The sequence below is a fragment of the Pedobacter sp. ASV12 genome, from assembly GCF_016429155.1.
GTDB lineage: Bacteria > Bacteroidota > Bacteroidia > Sphingobacteriales > Sphingobacteriaceae > Pedobacter.
Genome location: NZ_JAELUC010000295.1, coordinates 1 through 457 on the forward strand (window position 1 = coordinate 1; position 457 = coordinate 457).

The 457-nt window shown below is 39.8% G+C and carries 1 protein-coding gene; it reads right to left on the minus strand.

The genetic code is table 11. From position 1 onward, the window contains the following. Positions 1-111 precede the first annotated feature (111 nt). A partial coding sequence (locus JHD69_RS20375; RefSeq protein WP_233166135.1) for a hypothetical protein occupies positions 112-457 on the minus strand: 346 nt, incomplete at its 5' end.

A 457-nucleotide genomic window follows, 5' to 3' on the forward strand; every position in this document is an offset into this window, starting at 1 on the left:
ACGAGATCATGAGTACTGTCTCGTGGGCTCGGAGATGTGTATAAGAGACAGATAAATGGTTTACCCTAATATTTTTTTCTTTGCACCAGTATTCATAGAAATTCCCAAAAGCTAGCGTGAAGAACTCTGTCGTTTAGGAATGTAAATCAACGGATTGTTTTCGTCTGTATCATCTACCAGCAAATTAAATCTTTTTTCAAGGAATTCTTTTATCGCAACAAAGTTTGGTGTCATTTGCTTTGTCTCCAAACCATAGGTTCGCAGTGTCGATGGCAAGCCGATATCAAACTGATCAATAAACTCTCGGCACTGGAACGCCTCTAGGGGAAACTCTATATAGCAATCCCTTTCGTCCATATTGGTATACTTGTAAAACATTTTTTGATAGTGTTCCACATAGGCATCCTCGGTCGGGAATTCTCCTCCCTCCAATACCTGGACCTTATAATTGACCATA